Annotated in this window: 18 protein-coding genes; 14 read left to right on the plus strand and 4 right to left on the minus strand. The window is 29.6% G+C overall.

Annotated features, from left to right (window positions below; genetic code table 11):
* Positions 1-28 precede the first annotated feature (28 nt).
* Together ACTG47_RS01585 and ACTG47_RS01590 are read left to right on the plus strand one after the other, a co-directional pair.
* Positions 29-592, plus strand: coding sequence for a chromate transporter (locus tag ACTG47_RS01585; protein WP_479925847.1), 564 nt, complete (start codon positions 29-31; stop codon positions 590-592).
* Complete coding sequence (locus ACTG47_RS01590; protein ID WP_479925848.1) at positions 589-1155, plus strand: chromate transporter; 567 nt, start codon at positions 589-591, stop codon at positions 1153-1155. The genes ACTG47_RS01585 and ACTG47_RS01590 overlap by 4 nt, the downstream gene beginning before the upstream one ends.
* 195 nt (positions 1156-1350) lie before the next feature.
* Here ACTG47_RS01590 and ACTG47_RS01595 read toward each other — a convergent pair whose 3' ends face one another.
* The 4 genes from ACTG47_RS01595 to ACTG47_RS01610 form a co-directional block, all read right to left on the minus strand.
* Positions 1351-2184, minus strand: coding sequence for a serine aminopeptidase domain-containing protein (locus ACTG47_RS01595; RefSeq protein ID WP_479925849.1), 834 nt, complete (start codon positions 2182-2184; stop codon positions 1351-1353).
* Between the two features lie 90 nt (positions 2185-2274).
* The gene (gene uvrA, locus ACTG47_RS01600) at positions 2275-5703 is read right to left on the minus strand and encodes an excinuclease ABC subunit UvrA (RefSeq protein ID WP_479925850.1); all 3429 of its coding nucleotides are present in this window, start codon (positions 5701-5703) and stop codon (positions 2275-2277) included.
* Positions 5704-5998: 295 nt separating this feature from the next.
* A complete protein-coding gene (locus ACTG47_RS01605) occupies positions 5999-6865 on the minus strand; it encodes an alpha/beta hydrolase (RefSeq protein ID WP_479925851.1) in 867 nt (288 codons plus the stop codon).
* A 59-nt stretch (positions 6866-6924) separates the two neighbouring features.
* Positions 6925-7506 (minus strand): TetR/AcrR family transcriptional regulator, encoded by a 582-nt coding sequence (locus ACTG47_RS01610; protein ID WP_169467513.1) that lies wholly within the window; start codon positions 7504-7506, stop codon positions 6925-6927.
* Between the two features lie 437 nt (positions 7507-7943).
* Here ACTG47_RS01610 and ACTG47_RS01615 point away from each other — a divergent pair, with 437 nt between their 5' ends.
* From ACTG47_RS01615 to ACTG47_RS01670, 12 genes are all read left to right on the plus strand, one after another.
* Positions 7944-8525, plus strand: a complete 582-nt coding sequence (locus tag ACTG47_RS01615; RefSeq protein WP_169467511.1) for a sugar O-acetyltransferase — start codon at positions 7944-7946, stop codon at positions 8523-8525.
* Positions 8526-8850: 325 nt separating this feature from the next.
* Positions 8851-11094, plus strand: a complete 2244-nt coding sequence (locus tag ACTG47_RS01620; protein WP_479925852.1) for an EAL domain-containing protein — start codon at positions 8851-8853, stop codon at positions 11092-11094.
* 298 nt (positions 11095-11392) lie between these two features.
* On the plus strand, positions 11393-11704 hold the full coding sequence (locus tag ACTG47_RS01625) for an HAD family hydrolase (protein ID WP_479925853.1): 312 nt from the start codon (positions 11393-11395) through the stop codon (positions 11702-11704).
* Complete coding sequence (locus ACTG47_RS01630; protein WP_479925854.1) at positions 11658-12098, plus strand: HAD-IA family hydrolase; 441 nt, start codon at positions 11658-11660, stop codon at positions 12096-12098. The genes ACTG47_RS01625 and ACTG47_RS01630 overlap by 47 nt, the downstream gene beginning before the upstream one ends.
* 434 nt (positions 12099-12532) lie before the next feature.
* Complete coding sequence (purE, locus tag ACTG47_RS01635) at positions 12533-13009, plus strand: 5-(carboxyamino)imidazole ribonucleotide mutase (RefSeq protein WP_003425290.1); 477 nt, start codon at positions 12533-12535, stop codon at positions 13007-13009.
* 5 nt (positions 13010-13014) lie between these two features.
* The gene (purC, locus tag ACTG47_RS01640; RefSeq protein ID WP_479925855.1) at positions 13015-13713 is read left to right on the plus strand and encodes a phosphoribosylaminoimidazolesuccinocarboxamide synthase; all 699 of its coding nucleotides are present in this window, start codon (positions 13015-13017) and stop codon (positions 13711-13713) included.
* An 11-nt stretch (positions 13714-13724) separates the two neighbouring features.
* A complete protein-coding gene (gene purF, locus ACTG47_RS01645) occupies positions 13725-15092 on the plus strand; it encodes an amidophosphoribosyltransferase (RefSeq protein ID WP_054268780.1) in 1368 nt (455 codons plus the stop codon).
* Positions 15086-16162 carry a phosphoribosylformylglycinamidine cyclo-ligase gene (purM, locus tag ACTG47_RS01650; protein ID WP_054268781.1) on the plus strand — a complete coding sequence of 359 codons (1077 nt, stop codon included), beginning with the start codon at positions 15086-15088 and terminating at the stop codon, positions 16160-16162. The genes purF and purM overlap by 7 nt, the downstream gene beginning before the upstream one ends.
* The gene (gene purN / locus ACTG47_RS01655; protein ID WP_479925856.1) at positions 16156-16749 is read left to right on the plus strand and encodes a phosphoribosylglycinamide formyltransferase; all 594 of its coding nucleotides are present in this window, start codon (positions 16156-16158) and stop codon (positions 16747-16749) included. Before purM ends, purN begins: the two co-directional genes overlap by 7 nt.
* A complete protein-coding gene (gene purH, locus ACTG47_RS01660) occupies positions 16742-18274 on the plus strand; it encodes a bifunctional phosphoribosylaminoimidazolecarboxamide formyltransferase/IMP cyclohydrolase (RefSeq protein WP_479925857.1) in 1533 nt (510 codons plus the stop codon). Before purN ends, purH begins: the two co-directional genes overlap by 8 nt.
* A 10-nt stretch (positions 18275-18284) precedes the next feature.
* Positions 18285-19535, plus strand: a complete 1251-nt coding sequence (purD, locus tag ACTG47_RS01665; RefSeq protein ID WP_479925858.1) for a phosphoribosylamine--glycine ligase — start codon at positions 18285-18287, stop codon at positions 19533-19535.
* A gap of 24 nt (positions 19536-19559) precedes the next feature.
* Positions 19560-23366, plus strand: a complete 3807-nt coding sequence (locus ACTG47_RS01670; RefSeq protein WP_479925859.1) for a phosphoribosylformylglycinamidine synthase — start codon at positions 19560-19562, stop codon at positions 23364-23366.
* Positions 23367-23387: the final 21 nt, after the last annotated feature.

Here is a 23387-nt window from a genome sequence, read left to right on the forward strand (position 1 = left end):
AGGTAAGGAAGAAAGAGGGAGATAGATTTTGAATAAAAGCAAAAAAACATGTTTTTGGCTTCTAACTATCAACTTATTCATTAGCACGTTTACTTTTGGAGGAGGGTATGTAGTTGTACCTATGGTTAGACGTTATTTTGTAAAACAGAAGCAATATTTTACAGAGGATGATTTGATGAGTATGGCAGCAATTGCACAATCAACTCCTGGAGCAATTGCAATCAATTTATCTGCTTTAGCAGGTTACCGAGTAGCAGGTACTTTAGGGGCTATCATTAGTTGTATATCTGCTATAATACCACCACTAGTTATTCTCGGGTTAGTATCAGTATTTTATACAACTTTTATATCCAATGCTATTGTCAATGCTATATTAAAAGGAATGCAGGCTGGAGTTGCTGCACTAATAGTAGATTTAATTATTGACATGTGCTCGATGATACTAAAAGAAAAGTCTATATTTTTATCAGCTATGATACCTGTTGCTTTCTTTGCAAATTTTGTTATGAGTATAAATGTAGCTCTCATATTAGTTGTTTGTTGTTGTGTGTGCGTAGTGAGAGTATTCTGCAAGAAGAGGAAAAATAAATGAATACAATTTGGAACTTATTTCTTATATTTTTAAAAATAGGCTTGCTTAGTATTGGTGGTGGTTATGCAATCATACCCTTAATTCAAGAGCAAGTAGTAAACCAAACTGAATGGATAAGCGAAAAGATGTTTACAGACATTATAACTATTTCACAAATGACACCAGGTCCATTAGCTGTTAATACTTCTACTTTTGTTGGGCTTCAAATTGGAGGGTTCTGGGGAGCAGTTTCAGCTACCTTAGGTTGTGTATTGTGTGGGGTAGCAATATCTCTATTTTTATATAACTTTTTTCAAAGAAACCAGAATTCTACTTACATATTTGAAGTGTTAAATGGTTTGAAGTCAGCATCATTAGGTCTAATTATCTCAGCAGCAACTACAATTATAATCCTTGCATTATTTGGAACAAGTACAGTATATCTCAACTCTATATTTAATAAATTAAATTGGATTGCATTAATGATATTTTGTGTTATGTTATTGATAGTGCGTAAATGGAAAACCAATCCCATCATAATTATGCTAATAAGTGGTATAGTAGGGATACTTTTTTATTTATAATGCCATCACTCAGACACGATATACAAGCTCTGTGTTTGGGTGAGCTATTACCTATATCAACCAATAGTAAAAATGTCCAAATAGCCATAGAATAAGGCTATTTAGACATTTAAGTTTAACATATGTTGACTTAATGTTGAAGCAATTACATTGACTATTAATATAATATTTACTTATTAACATAACTTATACACATCATTGATTTTCTACAAACCAATCATATACTTCTTGACAAAATCTGTCACTGTCTAAATAGTAACTATTATGAACATTATTAATCTCAACAAGTTTCTTTTTACATTTTAATGAACTATAATAACTATCAAAATATTGTCTTTTAAAATATCTGTCATGAAGTGTTTTAAAGACAAGTGTAGGTATGCTAATTCCATTTTTAATTGTACTATCTTGTGCAATAAAACATTCTAACATAGTATTAATTATTTTTGTGCTATTTTTCCAAACATGAGGATTTTTCTTTTCAAATACTTTATAAAATTCGTTATCATAGACTTCGTTATAACCTTCATATTTAGGTGGCTTTACTGTTATGTGAAAATTAGGGAGAAGTTTGAGAAAAAAGTTTAATAATTTAACAGTGGGATAGGGATAACCTATTCCTGTAGTATTTTTATAATCAACACAAGCAAACTGAGCAAAACTTTTTAATTTATTATTTGAGCATGCATAATATTGTGCAAACATACCACCAATACCAGTATTCCCATATAAATGTATATTAGAAGAGTAATTTTTTTCTATATATGTAACAACAGAATCTAAGTCTTTTAAGATTGAATTACGAGAAAAATCTTTTTCATTCCCATCACTTTTACCTGTTCCAGAAAAGTCAAAAGCAAAAATATTTACATTATATTGAGTAAGTGGCTCATAAGCTTGTTGCATCTCAAGAGTAGTAACAATAGGGGTATGTGTAACAATAATATTCATAGAAGATTTTCCAGTGATGAATGAATTACAAAAAATAGTTGTATCTCCATTAGGTATTCTTATATGTTGCCAATTCATTTGATTTCCTTTCCTTATATTACAAAGATATAATAATTTTTATAGTAGTCATATTTTATCACAGTGATATATTAAAGTTAATTGTTTGTTTTATATAAAATGTCCTGTAATGCTATTTGGATTCATTCTTATTTCGTCAGGCGTTCCTGAAGCAATGATTTCTCCTCCATTTATACCACTATCTGGACCTATATCAATAATCCAGTCAGAAGCACATATAACTTCTGTATTATGTTCAATAATTAAAAGAGAATGTTGCTCATTCACTAGTTTTCTGAAAGTAATTAATAAATTCTCTATATCTTTAAAATGAAGTCCAGTGGTAGGTTCATCTAATATATATAGCATTCGTTTTTTAGTTTTCGCTCCTAGCTCTTTTGCTAATTTTATTCTCTGAGATTCTCCCCCACTTAATCCTAATGTATTTTGACCTAATTTTAAGTAATCAAGCCCCACTTCATCTAATATAGAGAGTTTTCTATATATATCAGGACAGTCACTAAAAAATATTTTTGCTTCTTCTATTTCCATCTCAAGTATGTCTGCAATTGTTTTTCCTTTATATTGTATAGACAGTATTTCTTTTTTATATCTTTTACCATGACATTCGTTACAAGTTATCCAATGGTCTGCCATATACTGTAGAGTAACTTTTGTTTTACCTAGTCCTTGACAGTTTGGACATTGTCCCTTTTTGCTGTTAAAACTAAAATGGCTTTCATCAAATAGTTTTTCCTTTGCTTTAGTAGTCTCTGCGAAAAGAGAGCGAATTTCATCAAAAATATTAATATAAGTAGCAGGTATGGAGCGATTAGATTTTCCAATAGGTGTTTGGTCCATTAATATAAAATCATCAATGGTATCAAATCCAGTAAGTTCAGTATACTTTTTATTTGGAATAGCTTTCTGATTTAGTTTTTCTTCTAAAGCAGGAAGTAAACTGTGAAATATAAGAGAGCTTTTACCAGAGCCACTAACACCTGTAATAGAGCACATGCAGTTTAATGGGATTTCCACATCAATATTTTTTAAGTTATTTGCATGGCATCCCTTTAAGCTTAACCAATTATTTGGTTTAATTTTATATTGTGAACTTACCTTATCAGTTACTCTCAGATATTGACCTGTTATAGAGTTTGGATTTTCTATAATTTCTTGAGTGGTACCTTTTGCAATAATAAAACCACCTTTTGTACCAGCATTTGGACCCACATCAACAATATAATCAGCAGATAATATTGTGTCCTTATCATGTTCTACAACTATAACTGTATTTCCCTTATCTCTTAGCTCTTTAATTGTTTGGATGATTAAATTATGGTCTCTGGGATGTAAACCAATAGATGGTTCATCCAGGATATATGTTAATCCTACCAACTCACTTCCCAGTTGACTAGATAATCGTACTCTCTGTAGTTCACCTCCAGATAAAGTTGGAGCTGTTCTATCTGTTGATAGGTAGCTAAGACCTATCTTTAATAAATAACTAACTCGAATTTTTAATTCTGTTAAGATATCATTTACTAAATATAGTTCATTTTGTTGAAGTTGATTTGGTAATTCACACAACCAATTCCATAATTGCTCTATGGTCATTTTTATTAGTTTAGGGAATCTATAGCCTTTAATTGTGGTAAACCTAGCTTCAATACATAGTAATTCACCACTACATGTAGAACAAGGAATTTTGTCCATATATTGATGCAATGTATTATTTTGAGAACTAGATTCCCTAAAAAGCCTTTGGATATGATTGATTGCTCCTGAAGCAGGTCTTTTAATCTTTGATTCTCGACCCCTTGATTCAAAACTAAATTCATATATCTTATTGCCTGTACCATATAATATTGCATCTATAAAATCTCTTGGTAATGCATTCCAAGGCATATCAAGGTCAATATTTTTATCTTTTGCTATTGCATATAATTCACCTACCATCCAATTGCCATTTGGTTTTTTGCCTCTCAATTTTCCCCAATAGTAAGTGGCACCATCTAATATTGAAATAGTAGGGTCTTTTATAATTAACTGAGGGTTAACTTGATAGGTAAAACCTAATCCATTACAATTATGACAAGCACCAGTATGGGAATTAGTATTGAATGTTGAAGTATTTATTTTAGAAAAAATAGTTTTGCAATGTGGGCAATAATTTTTTGTACTATTCTTTTTTGATAGCTGAATTTTACAATAGGGGCAGTAGCTTTTCCCAATTGATACGAATAGCATTCGTAAGTAATCCCAAATGCTTGTAAGAGTACCAACAGTAGAACGAGGATTTTGACTTCCCTTTTTTTGTTCGATAGCGATAGTGGGTGTTAATCCTTGAAGCAAATCAAAATCAGGTTTTTGGAGCTGTTCTGAAAGTTTTGCTCCACTACTTAGATTTTCAAAATAGCGCCTTTTACCTTCTTCATAAATTGTATCAAATGCTAGAGATGATTTCCCACTACCACTTACACCTGTAATCACAGTTATTTGATTTTTGGGGATTGTTACTTCAACATCCTTTAAATTATTTTGTCTTCCTCCTTTTAAATAGATAGAAGGCTTATTGTGACAAAGTGAATGTTTAATTGGCTTATTTGTTGTTTCTGTAAGTTTGAATTTCTTTTCTAGCTCAAAAGGATTACATAATTTTTTTGTTTCTGAAATACCGAATATTTTTAACTGAGAAAAGATTGATGAAAAATAATCTTCAGGTAATTTTTCTATTAATAAGTTGAGGTCTTCTATTTTGATGTTGCTATTTGATAATATATCGGCCATTTCATCTAACAAATTTTTTTCTTCTCTTGTCAATTGATTGTACTTTTTAGAACTTAATTCTGTCCATAAATCCCAGGGAAGTAATTCCAAACCAATTATGTTGTTAAAGTCATGTAGAAGATTGCCTTTTACAGAATGCCAACCTTTCCAATTTTTATTATATCCAAAGTCATCTGGGTGAGTATGACCTTGTCGGCAACTTATCCAAGTTTCTGGACCAGTTAAAAATCCATCTCCTTTTTTTACATCATGTGTGTCAAACTCAACTTGAAAATATTTTTTTTGTACACTATCTATCTGTGCATCTATTTTTATCCAGTTTTCTGTTATAGTATCATAATATTCTACAAGCCAGTGGTCCTCATAAAGAAGTTCGCTATCAAAATAATTAGCAAAACCAGCTCTCATTCTAGCTTCAAAACCCCGATACCTTAGGAACGATACAAGAAGTAAAGAATAGTTTCTGCACATTCCAACCAATCTCTGTTTTGGTTTCCTTGGAATAGTTAAAGGATGAGAATCTATTTGTAATATTTTTTCTAACATCTGGGGGACTGTACGAAGTAATTCTTCATCAGTTTGTTGCTTATTAAGGGTTATACCATATAGTTTCCCTTGGTCTCCATGAATTACTAGGTTCTGAACTATTTTTAGTAATTCTATTGGAGAGCTTGGCAAATTTTGATATTCATTTTCAAATATTCTAGGATTTGTAATAATACTTTGTTTTTTATAATTGTTTATTATCATCTATTATTCACCTCTCTGAATGTATGATATACCCTAACATGGTGTCAGATTCAAGGGTAATTCAAATTTTTTTAAATATTAGAAAAAGTATAAAATAAGAATCCTTTTGTAATAAGATTTATTAAAATATCTTAATATGTATTTTGTTGTATTGTATCAGAGGTGAATTTAACATTAATTCTATAAACTTGAAGAGAGAAAAATAGACTAGTATAGAATAATCATTAATCTATTTTAGGATTTAGTACTATATTATATTAGAATGATAATTATATTTATTATATAAGTAGATGTATCAACCAAGCCAAAATCTCTCTAATACTGAAAAATATTCTTCTTGGCAATTAAGTATTGTAACATGTCCTCCACTCTTAAAGTGATATTCTTTAGCCTTTGGACACAAGCGACGCATTTCTTGCCTTTGCATAGGATTTGCAAGCTTATCTGATTCACTATCTATAATTAAAATTTTGTCAGGCTTTATAGAGTATGGAGTAGAGTCGAATGTATAGTTATACAAAAAATCTTCCATACATTGGCACATTATCAAGAAATCTTGTTTTGTTAATTTATTTAAGTCCGATTTGCAAAGATGTTTTAGTTTAATTGTAGCTTTATTTCCTGAAGCAAGATGTATTTTAGGTACAAAGAGTTTTTGAAGAGCAAAAGTAATAAATGATACAGGACATATTTTTAATATAGTTCTCATCTTTTTATAGACTTTTAATTCAGACGCATTTATGGTGTAAGCATCATTTTTATTCATTGAAGTTAAACTATGTGAGAAGACTATTTTATCTATATATTCTGGGTATTTGCTAACTAAATTTTGTATGTAGACTCCTCCATTTGATTGACCAATAGCATCACAAGAAGAAATATTTTCAAAATCCAACAGTGCTTTAAGCCCATCAGCAGTTTTAGAAAATGTGGAAATTGGTGGAACCGAAAGAGCTACTATTGTATGGGACAATGAAAATCTTTCTGCTAAAGGAAGTGCTAGTAAATGACCTGTAGTATTAGCAATAATTGCCAATATAACTTTGTTTCCATTACCACTTACTGTATATTTCCATTCAGTATTATCAATTTCTATACTTTTTTCTTTAATATATAGTTTACCAAGGTTATAATTCTCTTTTTTTATTAATTTTACTTTCATTTTTAATCTCCTTTCTACAGAAATTATAAGTAAATTCTAATATATGTTTAAATTCATTACTAATTTTTTTGTACTAATTTCTCAAGCCTGTGTAATTTACAAATAAATTCTAATGTATATTCAAATTCATTATTAATTTTCTCTTCATTAATTTCTCCAGACATTGCTAGAAAAGTAAGTCCATGAAGCATAACAAATAAGTGATTACTTATAACTTCGATATGTTCTCTCGACAAAAATACTTTTGATAATAAGGATTCTATCTTATTAAGTACATTTGTATGTGATTTTTTCAGAATTTTTTGTCTATCTTTTGGATTTAAACTGAAATAATATTGATATAGTATTGAATTTAGAGAATTATCAATATCAAGCAAATCTTTTTGCTCCAACTTTAGATACTCATTAAGGGATTCAAGAAAGTCTTCAAAAGTGTTTACTTTATCAAAAATAGTCCAAACATCATTTGTTTCTGATTCGATAATATCAAATAGTATTTCCTCAACTGAATGATAATGATAGTATAAACCACCTGCAGATATTTTTAATGAACTATAAATTTTGTTCATAGTTATAGATGCATAGCCGTTTTCTAAAATTAATCGTCTTGTTTCTTTTTGTATTTTTAATTTAGTATCCATAAATATGTTTAAACTCCTTTCTAGCAATAAAACCGACACTTATCTCGGAATTGTTTTGAATTCATTATAGCATTAAAATTTTAATGAGACAATAAGTAATACTTAATTTAGGCACTAAAATTCAAAAATAAATAAATAAACAGTATAATAGTGAATTGTAATACAAATATAGTTTGTGTTATATTTGTGTAGTGAATATAGAATGTATGTGCAATTTATCTAAATTATTAAAGGCAAAAATATTAACAAGAAGCAAGAATGGAGATATTGTCAGAAATTTTGATTCAGTTAAGAGGAACATACAGCATAGAGTTAATTTAGGTAGAAGCTATGATTATTTACTATCTTTATATTTACTTTTTCACTGAAATGATATACAAGGGGTAGCATTAAATATTATATTTAGTCAAAACACTTAAATATTGTAGGAGGATGAAATGACAGAGCGCGAAAAAATGTTAGCAGGAGAATTGTATGATTGTGGGGATAAAGAATTGTTGTATCAATGGCATAAGGCAAAAGATTTAACTAGAGAGTATAATAATTTGAAATCAGATGACAATATTAATAAGGAACGTATTTTAACTAATCTTTTGGGTAAAAGAGGGAAGAATATATGGATTACTGCACCTTTTTATGTTGACTATGGAAATAATATTTATTTTGGTGATAATTGTGAAGTAAATATGAATTGTACTTTTTTAGATGATAATGAAATCATAATAGGAGATAATGCCTTAATTGCTCCTAATGTGCAAATATATACAGCTTTTCATCCAACAAATGCTAAAGATAGATTTGGAGAAAAAACTGATGATGGATTTAAGTTTTGTAAAACTATAACAGCTCCAGTTAAAATTGGGAATGATGTTTGGATTGGTGGAGGAAGTATTATTTTACCAGGTGTAACAATAGGAGATAATGTAACTATTGGTGCAGGAAGTGTTGTGACAAAATCAATACCATCTAATACTATAGCTTACGGTAATCCTTGTCATGTTATTAGAGAAAATAAGTGAGAACTATTGCAATATATTTATTCATGAAATATTGAAGACATTATTAAAATAAAGAGCTATCTCAAAATTAGGGGTAGTTTTTTTATTAATAGATATTAGGCATTGCATTTATTCCATTTACTATATTTATGCACATAAAGAATTATATCTCATATGATTGATTAATAAAGATATTATTTACGAATTATTAACATAATGTTAATATGGAATTCTTGAATATTAAGAAATAGGATACTATAATATAGTATGAATAGATTCTTAATAGAGAAATTTGTAGGTGCTAATATACATTTAAAAAATAGATTTATAACCTGGAGGACAAAAAATGAAATTATCAAGGTATAAGAAAAATAGTTTAGTTTTGTCTATAATCTTATATTCACTTATTATTTCAATCCTTGTAATTATTATTTTCAGTACCATAAAACTGCACAATATATCTAATAAACAAACTAAAAGCTATTTAAAGGATGTATCTACACAAATTGTAATGAATGTTGATTCTAAAATAAAATTTATCTTATCTGATTTAAGAATAATGGCAGATTTTATTAAACAATATGAGGGTGATAGTCGATATGAGTACTTATCTAAAAGAAAGACTAGTTATAAGTATTATGACATTGGAATAATTGATTTAGAAGGTAAGGCAGAGTTTTTAAGCGGAAAAAAATTTGATTTAAAGAATACTGTTTCATATAAAAAAGGAATAGAAGGTAAAGAATACTCAGAGGTAATAGAGTCGCTAGGTGTTGTTCTCTATACTGTGCCTATAGTTGATGATAGGCATGAGGTGTCGAGCCTTTTAATAGGTGTCTCTGATAAAGAAAGTATGAATGATATTCTTAACATAGAGAATTTTAATGGAGAAGGGACTATTGAGATTATCAATAGTAAGGGAAGACCACTTTTTATAGGCAAAAATAGTGAATTAATAAAAGACCTTAGTTATAAGTATAAAGATTCCATTAATGAGCCTTGGGCTCAAAAGATGCTTAATGATTTTAAAAATGAAATGTCAGGAGATATTGTAATAACTTCATCAAAAAATATAAAATGTTTATTAACTTATTATCCAATGACAAAAGGTTTAAATGATTGGTATTTTGTTCTTATAGTACCTGAAGAAGCTGTTCTTGGGGAACTTAATAAGTTAAACTCTTTTACAATAATAATGACATTTATAGTTACATGTATTATTGGGATTATAACATGGCTTTTATATACTATAAGAAAAAAATATGTAAGTCAAATAGAAAATATCGCGTATTTAGATAATATAACAAATGGTATTAACCAAACAAAATTTAGTATGTTGGTCAAACCTTTAATTTCAGAATCACCAGATAGCACTTATATGATGATAGCGATAAATATAAAGGAGTTTAAGTTAATAAATGATTGCTTTGGTAGTGATAAAGGAAATATGACACTCAAACATATTTATAATGTTTTATCTAAAAATATTACTAAAAATGAAGAATTTGTATGTCGTCATGATGCAGACCTTTTCTATTTGTTTATTAAAAATAGACCAGTGTTAGAAGTTTTAGAGTTATTGTATAAAATAGAAGCTGATATAAATTATTTTAATGAGGGTAGAGAAAATCCGTACTTTTTAAGAATATCAGCAGGTATTTACACTATTGAAAATCGTAATGAAGATTTAATCACAATACAAGACTATGCAAATACAGCAAGAAAAAGCTTCAACAAATCTCATCAAAGTGATTTTTCTTTTTATAGTGATATAGAAAGAAAGCGATTAATATCTGAGAAGGAAATTTCAAATTTAATGGAAAAAGCCCTTGAAGATAAAGACTTTTTTATATGTTTACAACCAAAAATTGATATAAAAAGTGGTAAAATTAGTGGAGCAGAGTCTCTTGTGCGTTGGAGAAATTCAGAAAAAGGTATAATTTATCCAAGTGATTTTATTCCTCTTTTTGAGAAAAGTGGATTTATATGTAAGTTAGATTTATATATACTTGAGGAGACATGTAAATTGATTTCTAAATGGATAAAAGAAGGTAAAGAAGTATTGAGGATTTCTGTTAATGTATCTAGACAACACTTAAATGATAATTCATTCTTAGAAAAATATGAACTTATATGTAATAAATATGATGTACCAACATATCTGATAGATTTAGAACTTACAGAATCTATCTTTTTAGAAAATCCAGAGTCTGTAGATGTAATAGATGATATTCATGATAAGGGGTTTAAATGTTCTATAGACGATTTTGGATTTGGGTATTCATCACTGGGAATATTAAAGGACTTTAAAGTTGATATAATTAAACTGGACCGCTCATTTTTTATCAGTAAAAATAATATAGAACGTGGTAAGGTAGTCATTGAGTCTATTATTGAACTTAGCAGAAGACTTGGCATGAAGGCAATTGCTGAAGGAATTGAAGAATTAGAACAGGTAGAGTTTCTAAAAAATATAGGATGTGATTATATACAAGGTTATGTTTTTTCTAAACCACTTTTAATATCCGAATTTGAAGAGTTCACATATGAGAATAATAAAATAAAAAATTTAAAGATATCTAATGATTAAGTATATAAAATAAAAAATCTAGACAGGTTATGTAATTAAAAATATAGCCTGTCTAGATTTTTTATTTGTATATTTACTAAAAAAATATAGCTACAAATTTTGTAAAAATAATTTCCAAATATTGTAAGTTGTGGCTAAAGTCTTATTGTATTATTCTGAATATAGAAAGAGAGTTGCTTCTTTAGAGATATAAAAATTAAAATGCAGAATGTTATAATTTAAAAGAAGTTACTACAAGGATTTTAAATAAATAATATGACTTATACTTACCACTATTAAATTTAGGAGGACTAATATTTTGATTAATTTAATTTTTGATGTAGATGATACTTTATACAATCAATTGACACCTTTTTATATTGCATATGATAAGATGTTTTCTTCAGTGAAAGGGATTTCTGTTAAAGACTTATATATAAGTAGTAGAAAGTATAGTGATGAGGTGTTTCATTTGACTGAGAGTGGAGAGATGCCAATTGAAAAAATGCATGTATATAGAACAATGAAGGCTTTTGAAGAATTAGGAAATCCTATTACAGAAAAGGATGCTCAAAATTTTCAAGATGAGTATATATCAACAATCACAAATTACTTTAATGCCAGAAATTGAGCAAGTTTTGAATTTTTCTAAAGAGAGAAATATTAATATAGGAATCATAACGAATGGACCATCAGCACATCAAAGAATGAAGTTAAAGCAGTTGAATGTTGAAAACTGGGTTGATAAAAATCATATTTTTATTTCTAGTGAAGTTGGTTTTTCTAAGCCAGATATCAATATCTTTAGAATGGCTGAGAATGTTATGAATTTAGATAGAGAGAATACATATTATGTAGGTGATTCTTATAAAAATGATGTAGTAGGTGCTAAAAAAGCTGGGTGGAAGAGTATTTGGATGAATCATAGAAGTCATGGAGTAGAAGAATTGCTTTATAAGTCTGATTTTGTAATTTCAGAGTATGAGGATTTAATGTCTTTATTTATGAAGGTATGTAGTAAATGAAATGTTAGTAATAGAATTATATAAAATAATTAAAAACAGATATGCAAAATTATGTATTTAAATTCTAATAAATCTATTTTTTATTAAAAAATAGATTTATTAGAAAAGATAAAATGGTTTTATATTAAGTGAATATAATGTGTTGTATTTTAATAAATATTAGACTTAAAAATAAAAAACCTTTATATATAGAATTTGATAAAAATCATTTTTAAATAATAAATTTAAAAATGATTTTTTGTTTTTATAAAAGACTAAGAGAAAAGTTCGGAATATAACGAACGAAAAAAACACAAGTAATATTTTTTTTAAAAAATTTCAAAAAAGAGTTGATAATATATGTATATTAATATAAAATTTAATATATATAATTCGTATAATTATACGAATGATTTAGAATGTAAAATAACTTATAAACGGAGAGGGGAAGTCTAATGAAAGTAGCAGTAGTTATGGGTTCAAAATCAGATTATCCAAAATTAGAAGAAGGGATAAAACTGCTTGAAAAATATGGAATAGAGGTTGTAGCAAGAGCATTATCTGCTCATAGAACACCAGAACAACTTTCAATATTCCTAAAAGAAATAGAAGATGATACTGATGTAATAATAGCAGCAGCAGGTAAGGCAGCACATTTACCAGGAGTAATAGCTTCACAAACATTAATTCCTGTAATAGGATTACCTATTAAATCATCAACTATGGATGGACTAGACTCACTTTTATCAATAGTTCAAATGCCAAAAGGAATACCCGTTGCAACAGTTACAATAGATTTAGGTTTAAATGCAGCTTTATTGGCATTACAAATAATGACTTTGAAATACCCAAAATTAAAAGAGGATTTGAAATCATATAGAGAAGAGATGGCACAAAAGGTGCTAGAAGACGACAAGAATTTAAGGGGGTAGCAGAAATGTTATTATATGAAGGAAAAGCAAAACAAGTATATTCTACAGATAATGAAAATGAATATGTTGTTTATTATAAAGATGATGCAACAGCATTTAATGGAGAGAAAAAAGCAGAAATATCATCAAAAGGTATACTAAACAATAAGATATCAACAATAATCTTTGAAATGTTAAAAGAAAATAATATAAATACACACTTTATAAAAAGTTTATCAGATAGAGAAATGCTAGTTAAAAAAGTAGAGATTTTACCATTAGAAGTAATAGTAAGAAATATCGCTGCTGGTTCTATTTGCAAAAGAGTTGGTCTTGAAGAAGGTGTAGTGTTCGATGAGCCAATCTTTGAAATAAGCTATAAAAACGATGCTTATGGTGACCCAATGTTAAATGACGATTATGCCATAGCAATGAAGTTGGCAACTAGAGAAGAATTAAACTTCTTAAGAGAAGAGACTTTAAAAATAAATGAATTGCTAAAAGCATTTTTCTTAAAATTAAACCTAAAGTTAGTTGACTTTAAAATAGAATTTGGTAAAGATTCAGAAGGAAACATAATATTAGCAGATGAAGTATCACCAGACACTTGTAGACTTTGGGATGTAAACACAAATGAAAAATTAGACAAAGACAGATTTAGAAGAGACTTAGGAGACCTTGTAGAAGGTTATACAGAAGTACTTTCAAGAATGAATAATAAATAGGAGGCAAATGTATGTGTGGAGTTTTAGGGATTTACTCTAATAAAGATGTAACTAAAGAACTATATTATTCTTTATATTCTATGCAACACAGAGGGCAAGAAAGCTGTGGTTTAGCTCTTTTAGATGATGGAGAAATTAAGTACAAAAAAGATATGGGATTAGTTGGAGATGTTTTTAAAGAAAGTGAACTATCTAAGTTAAAAGGAAATATAGGTATTGGACATGTTAGATATTCAACAGCTGGAGGGAGTCATGTTTCTAATTGCCAACCTTTAGTTGGAAGCTGTAGAAAAAGACAATTAGCCATAGCTCATAATGGAAATTTAGTTAATGCAAATTATTTAAAAGACATGTTAGAAGAAGATGGATATATGTTCCAAACTAATTCAGATACAGAAGTGATTTTATATATACTTGCAAGATATTACAAAGGTGATATAGTAGAAAGTTTAAAAATGACTATGGATTATATCAAAGGTGCATATGCTCTTGTAATAATGAGTCAGGAAGAATTGGTTGCAGTTAGAGACCCACATGGATTCAGACCTCTTGTACTTGGTAAAAAGGGTGATGAATATATATTTGCATCAGAAAATTGTGCAATAGATATACTTGGCGGAGAAGTTATAAGAGATGTAGAGCCAGGAGAAATAATAATAGTTAAAGATGGAGAATTAAAATCATATTTTTATTCAGAAAATTATAAGCCAGTTAAGAAGAGTTGCATATTTGAACACATATACTTTGCAAGAAATGATGCAACTATAGACAATGTAAACGCATATGAATTTAGAATTAAATGTGGTGAAAGATTAGCTCAAAATGAAAATGTAAATGCAGATATGGTAGTTCCAGTTCCAGATTCAGGTTGGCCAGGAGCTATTGGTTATGCAAATGCTAGTGGATTAAAAATAAGTGAAGGCTTAGTTAAAAATAGATATGTAGGAAGAACATTTATAAAACCTACACAAGAAGAAAGAGAAATAGCAGTAAAAATAAAATTAAACCCTCTTTCAACAATAATAAAAGGAAAATCTATAATTTTAGTAGATGACTCAATTGTAAGAGGAACTACATCTAAACAGTTAGTAAAATCTTTAAGAGAAGCAGGAGCAAAAGAAATTCATCTTAGAATAACATCTCCTCCAGTAGCTTACTCTTGTTACTATGGAATAGATACTCCAAATCGTTCTAAATTAATTGCATCAAGTAACAATGTAGAAGAAATGAGAGAATATATTGGATGTGATAGTCTAAAATTCCTAGATATAGAAGGAATGTTAGATGCAGCAGAACACAAGTCTACTTTCTGCAAAGCTTGTTTTGATGGAGAATACCCAGTTAAGAAAATTGATAAGGAGGAATTATTTTCATGTTAACATATAAAGAATCAGGTGTAGATATAGATGAAGGAAATAGAGCAGTAGACCTTATAAAAGGTAAAATAAAAGGAACTTATGATGGAAATGTAGTTGGAGATTTAGGTAACTTTAGTGGATTATACAGTTTAAAAGATTTTGTAGGAATGAAAGAACCAGTTTTGCTTGCATCTACAGATGGTGTTGGGACTAAGTTAAAAATAGCTCAAATGATGGACAAGCATGATACTGTTGGAATAGATTTAGTTGCAATGTGTGTAAATGATTTGATTTGTCAAGGAGCAAAGCCATTATTTTTCCTTGATTATATAGCTCTTGGGAAATTAATTCCTGAGCATATAGAAAAAATAGTTGGTGGAATTGCAGATGGTTGTAAAATGTCTGGTTGTGCACTAATTGGTGGAGAAACTGCTGAGATGCCTGGTATGTATGGAGATGATGATTATGATTTAGCAGGGTTCTCTGTAGGTATAGCAGACAAAGAAAAGATTGTTTCTGGAAATAGTGTTAAATCAGGAGATGTATTAGTTGGTATATCTTCAAGTGGAGTACACAGTAATGGTTTTTCTTTTATAAGAAAGATATTTTTAGAAACTTACAACTATAAGATGGAACAATATGTTGAAGAACTAGGAATGACAGTTGGGGAAGCGCTTTTAACACCAACTAAAATATATGTTAAATTAGCTTTAGATGTATTAGCTAAACATGATATAAAAGCTATAGCTCACATAACTGGTGGAGGGCTTATAGAAAATATAACAAGAGTTATACCTAAAGGATTAGGATTAGACATCAATAAAAAATCTTGGGAGAAGCCTCCTATATTTAAAATGATAGAAGGTTTTAATGCTGTTGATGAGAGAGAACTTCATAAAAGTTTCAACATGGGTATTGGACTAGTTTTAATAGTAAATAAAGAAGATGCTAACAATGTTGTAGACTTTATAAACAATAGAGAAAATGACAATGCTGCTTATGTAGATAAAAAATACAGTGAGTTATTAGAAGATAAAGCATATATAATTGGTGAAGTAGTAGATAGTCATGAAGGTGTAGAATTATGTTAAATATAGGAGTTTTAATATCTGGTGGAGGAACAAATTTACAAGCAGTTATAGATGGAACTGAGTCTGGGAAAATAAAAGGTCAGGTTAAAGTAGTTATCTCAAGTAAGCAAGATGCTTATGGCTTAGAGAGAGCTAAAAATCATAACATAAAGGCAATTTGTGAAACTAATGAAGACAAGATAATAGAAATTCTTAAAGAAAATAAAATAGATTTAGTAGTTTTGGCTGGTTATTTAAAAATAATCAGCCCAAAGCTGGTTAATGAGTTTAGAAACAAAATGATAAACATACATCCATCATTAATTCCTTCATTCTGTGGAGCTGGATTCTATGGAGAAAGAGTTCATCAAGGTGTTATAGATTATGGAGCTAAAGTAACTGGTGCTACAGTTCATTTTGTTGACGAAGGTGCTGATACTGGGCCAATCATAATGCAAGATGTAGTTAAGGTGAATCAAGATGATGATGTAAAGACACTTGCAAAAAGAGTGTTAGAAGTTGAACATAGAATTTTAAAAGAGAGTTTAAGTCTTTTTTGTGAAAATAAATTAAAACTTCAAGGTAGGAGAGTGTTTATAAATGAGTAAGAGAGCTTTAATAAGTGTAACTGACAAGACAGGTGTAGTAGAATTTGCTAAAGAGTTAAACAAGCTAGATTATGAAATTATATCTACAGGAAATACTTTTAAGACATTAAAAGAAAATGGAGTTAATGTAATGCAAGTTGAAGATGTTACAAACTTCCCAGAAATATTAGATGGAAGAGTAAAAACATTAAATCCATATATACATGGTGGGATACTTTACAAAAGAGATAAAGAATCTCATGTGAAAACTGTAAATGAACACAAAATACATTCAATAGATTTAGTAGCTGTAAATTTATATGATTTTGAAGGAACTTTAAAGGCTGGCAAAAGCCATGATGAAATGATAGAAAACATAGACATTGGTGGTCCATCTATGATACGTTCTGCTGCTAAAAACTATAAAGATGTAATAGTAGTAGTAGATATAAAAGATTATGATTCTATAATAGAAAAATTAAAAACAGACACAATGACATTAGAAGACAGAAAAAAATTATCATATAAAGCTTTCTCAACTACAGGAAGATATGATGCGTTAATATCTAGCTATTTTGCTGGAGAAGTTGGAGATACATATCCTGACATATTAAATTTAACTTTCCAAAAAGAACAAACTTTAAGATATGGGGAAAATCCACATCAAAATGGTTTCTTATATTCACAATCAAATGCAAAAAATCCAATCTTAAATTATGAGCAATTAGGTGGTAAAGAACTTTCTTTTAACAACTTAAACGATTTACATGGATGTTTAGAAGTAATGAGAGAATTCAAAGATAGTAAAGAAGTGGTTTCAGTAGCTATAAAACATGCTAATTCATGTGGGGTTGGATTAGGTAAAGATGCTTTTGAAGCATATACAAAATGTTATGAAGCGGATAAAGTTTCAATATTTGGTGGAATAGTAGGAATAACTTCTAGTGTAGACAAAGCTACAGCAGAGAAATTAAATGAAATATTCTTAGAAATAGTAGTAGCATATGATTTTGAGCCAGAAGCTTTAGAAGTACTTAAACAAAAGAAAAATTTAAGAATATTAAAATTAGCTAAGATAGAAGATAGTTTACAACCATATGAAATGAAATATTTAGATGGAAAATTATTAATACAAGATAGAAATAGCACTTTAGCAGAAAAAAGTGAGAATGTAACAAAAGCAAAACCAACAGATGAACAACTTAAGGACATGGAATTTGGTATGAGAGTAGTAAAAAATATGAAATCAAATGCAATTGCGATAGTAAAAAATGGTCAAACTTTAGCTTTAGGTTGTGGGCAAACATCAAGAATTTGGGCATTAAAAAATGCTCTTGAAAATAACAAAGATAAAGACTTTACAGGAGCTGTTTTAGCATCAGATGCATTTTTCCCATTTGATGATTGTGTAACATTAGCTCATGAATATGGAATATCAGCAGTAGTTCAACCAGGTGGTTCTATAAAGGATAAAGATTCAATAGAAGCTTGTGATAAGTACGATATGGTTATGGTATTTACAGGAATAAGACACTTCAAACACTAAGGAGGATATTATGAAGATATTGGTTGTAGGCGGTGGCGGAAGAGAGCATGCTATATGCTGGAAACTAAGCAAAGAAAAGAATATAGATAAAGTTTATTGCGCACCAGGTAATGCAGGAATTGCAAATGTAGCAGAATGTGTAAATATAAGTGATACTAATATAGAAGAACTTTTAAAATTTGCAAAAGAAAATGAGATAGGTCTTACAATAGTAGGACCAGAAGTACCACTAGTTATGGGTATAGTAGATGAGTTTGAAAAGGAAGGTCTAAGAGTTTTTGGGCCTAATAAAAAATGTGCTCAACTTGAAGGAAGTAAAGCTTTTTCAAAAGATTTTATGATAAAACATAACATACCTACTGCAAAATATAAAGAATATACAAACTTAGAAGAAGCTATATCAGAAATAGATAGCTTTGGATATCCAGTAGTAATAAAAGCGGACGGATTAGCTGCTGGAAAAGGTGTTGTAATACCTGAAAATAGAGAAGATGCTATAGCGACTTTAAAAGAAATGATGTCAGATAAGAAATTTGGAGCTGCTGGAGATAAAATAGTAATTGAAGAGTTCTTAAAAGGAATAGAAACTTCAATCTTGGCATTTGTAGACAATAACACAATAGTTCCTATGGCAAGTGCAAAAGACCATAAGAAAGTAAATAATTATGAACAAGGACCAAATACTGGTGGAATGGGAACTTTTTCTCCTAGTGAAATATATACAGAAGAATTAGCAAATAAAGTAAAAGAGACAGTATTAGAAAAAACTTTAGAAGGATTCAAAAAAGATGGTCTTAACTTTAAAGGTATTTTATTTGTTGGTCTTATGATAACTGAAGATGGAGAGAAAGTACTTGAATACAATGTAAGATTTGGAGACCCTGAGACACAATCTGTTTTATTTAGATTAGAAACAGATTTACATGAGATAATGGAAGCTATATTGGATAATAAATTAAAAGATATAGAAATAAATTATAGTGATGATGAAGCAGTATGTGTTATGCTTACATCAGGAGGGTATCCAGACAGTTATGAAAAAGGAAAAATTATAACTGGTCTTGATAACTTGGATGAGGATATAGTAGTATTCCACAGTGGTACTAGGATGCTTGATGGTAATTTAGTTACTAATGGAGGAAGAGTAATTGGTATAACTGCAAAATCAGCTACAGTAAAGGATGCAGCAGAAAAAGTTTATGAGAATATAAAGAAAGTAAACTTTGAGGGGATGCACTATAGAACAGACATAGGAAGATAATTTTTCTAAAATGGAGGATAAGGTATGTTGAATACTGAAAATAAAGACTCAATGGTTAGAAGAGTACTAGTTGAAAAAAGAGAAGGTTTTGACCTTGAGGCTAAAGCTTTAAAAAAAGACTTGTTGGAAAGTTTACACATAAGTAATATAGAAAATTTAAGAATATTAAATAGATATGATGTAGAGGGAATATCAGAAGAAGTTTATGAAAATGCAGCAAAAACAATATTTTCTGAACCAAATCTAGATGTAGTATATTATGAAGAAATACCAAAATTAAATGGCGAAAGAGTATTTGCGATAGAATTTCTTCCTGGTCAATATGACCAAAGAGGTGACTGGGCAGCTCAATGTATCCAAATCGTAAATCAAGGTGTAAGACCTGCTATTAATACAGCAAAGGTCTATATATTATCAGGTCAAGTAACTGATGAAGAGTTTTCTAAAATAAAAGACTACTGTATAAATCCAGTAGATAGTAGAGAAGCATCTTTAGAAAAACCAGAAACATTAAAAATGGAAACTGAAATACCAACAACAGTTGAAGTATTAGATGGATTTATAGATTTAGATGAAGATGGATTAAAGACATTTGTAAGTGAAAAAGGATTAGCAATGACTTTAGGAGACTTACAACATGTTCAAAAATATTTTAAAGATACAGAAAAAAGAAATCCAACTATAACAGAAATAAAAGTTCTAGATACTTACTGGTCTGATCATTGTAGACACACTACTTTTATGACTGAAATAGAAAATGTAAAAATAGAAGATGGTAAGTTTAATGATATAGTAAAAGAAGCGTATCAAATGTATCTTAACTCAAGAGACAATGTATATGTGAACAGACATAAAGATATATGTTTGATGGATATAGCTACAGTTGCAGTAAAAGAACTAAAGAAAAATGGAAAATTAAATGACTTAGATGAAAGTGAAGAAATAAATGCATGTAGTATAAATGTAGATGTTGAAGTTGATGGTAAGATGGAAAAATATTTAGTAATGTTTAAAAATGAGACTCATAACCATCCAACTGAAATAGAACCATTTGGTGGAGCAGCTACTTGCCTAGGTGGAGCGATAAGAGACCCATTATCAGGAAGAAGTTATGTTTATCAAGCAATGCGTGTTACAGGAAGTGCTGACCCAAGAACAACTTTAGATGATACTTTGCCTGGAAAACTTATGCAGAGAAAAATAACTACAGAAGCGGCTCATGGTTATAGTTCATATGGTAACCAAATAGGTCTTACAACTGGACAAGTTGCAGAAGTATATGATGAAAACTTCGTTGCAAAGAGAATGGAAATAGGTGCAGTTATAGCAGCAGCACCAAAAGAAAATGTAGTAAGAGAAAGACCAGAAGCAGGAGATGTAATAGTTCTTCTTGGAGGAAAAACAGGAAGAGATGGTTGTGGAGGAGCAACTGGTTCATCTAAGGAACATAGTGAAGAATCAATCTTAACTTGTAGTGCAGAAGTTCAAAAAGGAGATGCTCCTAACGAAAGAAAAATACAAAGATTCTTTAGAAATAAAGAAGTTGCTCAAATGATAAAAAGATGTAATGACTTTGGAGCAGGTGGAGTTTGTGTTGCTATAGGTGAAATTGCTGATAGTTTGGACATAAACTTAGATTTAGTGCCTAAAAAATACGATGGGCTTGATGGAACTGAACTTTCAATTTCAGAATCACAAGAGCGTATGGCTGTGGCTATAAAAAAAGAAAATAAAGATAAATTTATACAATTAGCAGTAGAAGAAAACTTAGAAGCTACACATGTAGCTACAGTAACAGATACAGGATATTTAAGAATGTTCTGGAATGGAAAAGCAATTGTAGATATAAATAGAGAATTCCTGGATACAAATGGAGTAAAGCAAACTACTGATGTCCATGTTACTAGAGTAGATGAAGAAAACACATTCTTTAACTCTAATGAAATAGTAGAAGATGCTAAGTGTGCAAGTATGAAAGATAAATTTACAAAAGTATTATCTGACCTTAATGTTTGTTCTCAAAAAGGATTAGTTGAGATGTTTGACAATACAATTGGTGGTAATACAGTACTTATGCCATTTGGTGGAAAGTATCAAGCTACTCCAACTCAAGGTATGGTTGCTAAGATACCAGTACTTGGTGGAGAAACTAATACTTCTACAATAATGACTTATGGATACAATCCAAAGGTAGGAAAATGGAGTCCATTCCATGGTGCTTTATATGCAGTAGTAGAATCTGTGTGTAAATTGGTTGCTATTGGAGGAAATTACAGTACGACAAGACTTACATTCCAAGAGTATTTTGAGAAACTTGGTAACAATCCAGAAAAATGGGGTAAACCATTCTCAGCACTTTTAGGAGCATTCTATGCACAAAGTAAATTTGAGATACCTGCTATAGGTGGAAAAGATAGTATGTCTGGTACATTTAAAGATATTGAAGTTCCGCCAACATTGGTTTCATTTGCTGTTGATACAGTAGATGCTAGAAAAGTAGTATCTCCAGAATTTAAAAAAGCAGACTCAAAAGTAGTAATGTTATGTGTAAATAAATCAGAAAATGATGTTATAGATTTTGAAGAATTAAAGAAAAACTTGGATAAGGTAAGAGAACTTATACATGGAAATAAAGTTTTATCAACATATGCATTAGGGTTTGCAGGTGTGGGTGAAGCAATAAGTAAAATGGCTTTTGGTAATAAAGTAGGGTTTAAGTTTAGTGAAGAAGCTGAAAAGGCACTTACAGATGATAAATTATTTGAGGCTAGTTATGGAAATATAGTACTTGAATTAGCGAAGGATGATTTAAATGTGTTAGATGGATATAATTACATAGTGCTTGGAAGTACAGTTAAAGAAGCTAGTTTATTCATCAAAGGCGAAGAACTTTCATTAGATGAATTATATAAAGCACATTGTGGTACTTTAGAGCCTATATTCCCAACTAAAGCAGAAGAGGTAAAATCAAAGATAGAGACTATAAGTTATATATCACAAGGAGAGGCTAAAAAATCATCATTAAGTATAGCTACTCCAAGAGTATTTATACCAGCATTCCCTGGAACAAACTGTGAATATGACTCTGCAAGAGCATTTGAAAGAGCAGGAGCTAATGCAAATATAAGAGTATTTAAGAATTTAACTTATAAAGATATAGAAGATTCTATAGATACAATAGTAAATGAGATAAAATCTTCTCAAATAATAATGTTGCCAGGTGGATTTAGTGCAGGTGATGAGCCAGATGGTTCTGGTAAATTTATAGCTACTGTATTTAGAAATCCTAGAGTACAAGAAGCTATAAATGAGTTTTTAACTAAAAAAGATGGTCTAATGCTAGGTATATGTAATGGATTCCAAGTATTAATCAAATTAGGACTAGTTCCATATGGAGAAATAAGAGTTCAAAGTGAAAATGCACCAACACTTACTTACAATAATATTGGTCGTCATCAAGCTAAGATTGCTAGAACTAGAATTTCTTCTAATAAATCTCCTTGGTTAGCTCAAACTAATGTTGGTGATATTCATAATATAGCAGTTTCTCATGGAGAAGGTAAATTTGTTGCTAGTGAAGAGGTTATGAGAGAATTAATTGCTAATGGGCAAGTGGCAACTCAATATGTTGATTTTAATAATGAAGCTACTTATGATATTGAATTTAATCCAAATGGTTCATTCTATGCGGTTGAAGGTATAACTAGCGTTGATGGTAGAGTGTTTGGTAAGATGGGACATTCTGAGAGAATTGGTGAGGAAGTATATAAGAATATTATAGGTGAAAAAGACCAAAAGATATTTGAATCTGGAGTTAAGTATTTTAGATAAGGCTCTGATAATTAATTGGTA

This window comes from Clostridioides sp. LIBA-6622 (assembly GCF_056716095.1).

What these genes read in the sequence shown, in the direction of transcription:
- ACTG47_RS01590 (WP_479925848.1), top strand. Translation starts at nt 589, where the DNA reads ATGAATACAATTTGGAACTTATTTCTTATATTTTTAAAAATAGGCTTG.
- ACTG47_RS01595 (WP_479925849.1), bottom strand. Translation starts at nt 2,184, where the DNA reads ATGAATTGGCAACATATAAGAATACCTAATGGAGATACAACTATTTTT.
- uvrA (WP_479925850.1), bottom strand. Translation starts at nt 5,703, where the DNA reads ATGATAATAAACAATTATAAAAAACAAAGTATTATTACAAATCCTAGA.
- ACTG47_RS01605 (WP_479925851.1), bottom strand. Translation starts at nt 6,865, where the DNA reads ATGAAAGTAAAATTAATAAAAAAAGAGAATTATAACCTTGGTAAACTA.
- ACTG47_RS01610 (WP_169467513.1), bottom strand. Translation starts at nt 7,506, where the DNA reads ATGGATACTAAATTAAAAATACAAAAAGAAACAAGACGATTAATTTTA.
- ACTG47_RS01615 (WP_169467511.1), top strand. Translation starts at nt 7,944, where the DNA reads ATGACAGAGCGCGAAAAAATGTTAGCAGGAGAATTGTATGATTGTGGG.
- ACTG47_RS01620 (WP_479925852.1), top strand. Translation starts at nt 8,851, where the DNA reads ATGAAATTATCAAGGTATAAGAAAAATAGTTTAGTTTTGTCTATAATC.
- ACTG47_RS01630 (WP_479925854.1), top strand. Translation starts at nt 11,658, where the DNA reads ATGAGTATATATCAACAATCACAAATTACTTTAATGCCAGAAATTGAG.
- purE (WP_003425290.1), top strand. Translation starts at nt 12,533, where the DNA reads ATGAAAGTAGCAGTAGTTATGGGTTCAAAATCAGATTATCCAAAATTA.
- purC (WP_479925855.1), top strand. Translation starts at nt 13,015, where the DNA reads ATGTTATTATATGAAGGAAAAGCAAAACAAGTATATTCTACAGATAAT.
- purF (WP_054268780.1), top strand. Translation starts at nt 13,725, where the DNA reads ATGTGTGGAGTTTTAGGGATTTACTCTAATAAAGATGTAACTAAAGAA.
- purM (WP_054268781.1), top strand. Translation starts at nt 15,086, where the DNA reads ATGTTAACATATAAAGAATCAGGTGTAGATATAGATGAAGGAAATAGA.
- purN (WP_479925856.1), top strand. Translation starts at nt 16,156, where the DNA reads ATGTTAAATATAGGAGTTTTAATATCTGGTGGAGGAACAAATTTACAA.
- purH (WP_479925857.1), top strand. Translation starts at nt 16,742, where the DNA reads ATGAGTAAGAGAGCTTTAATAAGTGTAACTGACAAGACAGGTGTAGTA.
- purD (WP_479925858.1), top strand. Translation starts at nt 18,285, where the DNA reads ATGAAGATATTGGTTGTAGGCGGTGGCGGAAGAGAGCATGCTATATGC.
- ACTG47_RS01670 (WP_479925859.1), top strand. Translation starts at nt 19,560, where the DNA reads ATGTTGAATACTGAAAATAAAGACTCAATGGTTAGAAGAGTACTAGTT.